Source organism: Blautia sp. AF32-4BH (assembly GCF_003460565.1).
Lineage (GTDB): Bacteria > Bacillota > Clostridia > Lachnospirales > Lachnospiraceae > Fusicatenibacter > Fusicatenibacter saccharivorans.
The window spans coordinates 1-1,428 of sequence record NZ_QTVL01000042.1; the positions used below are offsets into that span (position 1 = coordinate 1).

Consider the following 1,428-nt stretch of genomic DNA (forward strand, 5'->3'; position numbering starts at 1 on the left):
ATATCATTAGGAGGGCCTTTTATTATGGCAAGACAAAAGAAACCTGTACATCGAGTACAAATGACAGAAGGAAAAAGAAACATTATCCACCAGCTTCTTGAAGAGTATGATATTCAGTCCGCAGAAGATATCCAGGACGCCCTGAAAGATCTTTTAGGCGGCACCATTAAGGAGATGATGGAAGCGGAAATGGATGATCATCTCGGCTATGAAAAATCAGAACGTTCTGATAATGATGACTATAGAAATGGCTATAAACGCAAACAGGTCAATAGCCGTTATGGTTCTATGGAAATCGAAGTGCCGCAGGATCGTAAATCAACTTTTGAGCCACAGGTAGTAAAAAAACGCCAGAAAGACATTTCTGATATTGATCAAAAGATTATCTCCATGTACGCAAAAGGTATGACTACACGACAGATCTCCGAAACTATCGAAGATATTTATGGTTTTGAAACATCCGAAAGTTTCATTTCTGATGTTACAGACAAGATCCTTCCACAGATCGAGGACTGGCAGAACCGACCATTAGATGAGGTATATCCGATCCTGTATATTGATGCGATCCATTATTCTGTGCGGGATAATGGAGTGATCCGTAAGCTTGCCGCTTACGTCATTCTGGGAATCAATACAGAAGGAAAGAAGGAAGTCCTGACGATCAGTATCGGAGACAATGAAAGTGCAAAATACTGGCTGTCGGTTATGAATGAGCTGAAAAACCGGGGTGTAAAAGATGTATTGATCATCTGTGCTGATGGCCTGACAGGAATCAAAGAAGCTATTGCTGCCGCCTTTCCCAAAACAGAGTATCAGCGTTGTATCGTGCACCAGGTAAGGAACACTTTGAAATATGTCCCTGATAAAGACCGAAAAGCTTTCGCAACAGACCTGAAGACCATCTATCAGGCTGCAGATGAAAAGAAAGCACTGTCTGCTCTGGATCGGGTAACAGAAAAATGGACTCCCAAATATCCGAATTCCATGAAACGCTGGAAAGATAACTGGGATGCGATCTCCCCGATCTTCAAATTTTCAGCCACCGTCAGAAAGGTCATTTATACGACCAATGCGATCGAATCGCTGAATTCAACCTACCGTAAGCTGAACCGCCAGAGAAGCGTATTTCCAAGTGACACCGCACTTCTGAAAGCCCTGTATCTGGCCACATTTGAGGTAACAAAAAAATGGACGACAACCATCCGGAATTGGGCACAAGTTTACGGGGAACTGAGTATTATGTACGAGGGACGATTACCAGAATAATCCGTTTTGAGACATGTTAAGACGGGCGGAATATCCGCCTGCTCTTGACATGCAGATTTGCAACTGTTATATATAAAACAAGGGCGAAAAGCTCTATGAAAGAACTTTTCACCCTTTATTATCATAGAAGAATCTTATTTACAGACTTTTTCTCACAGTCTC

Annotated in this window: 1 protein-coding gene; it reads left to right on the forward strand. The window is 42.2% G+C overall.

The window, feature by feature from the left end; genetic code table 11:
* Positions 1-24 precede the first annotated feature (24 nt).
* On the forward strand, positions 25-1,266 hold the full coding sequence (locus DWZ44_RS18000) for an IS256 family transposase (RefSeq protein ID WP_117805440.1): 1,242 nt from the start codon (positions 25-27) through the stop codon (positions 1,264-1,266).
* The last annotated feature ends 162 nt before the right edge of the window (positions 1,267-1,428 follow it).

Coding starts and splice junctions, on each gene's coding strand:
- DWZ44_RS18000 (WP_117805440.1), top strand. CDS start 25: ATGGCAAGACAAAAGAAACCTGTACATCGAGTACAAATGACAGAAGGA.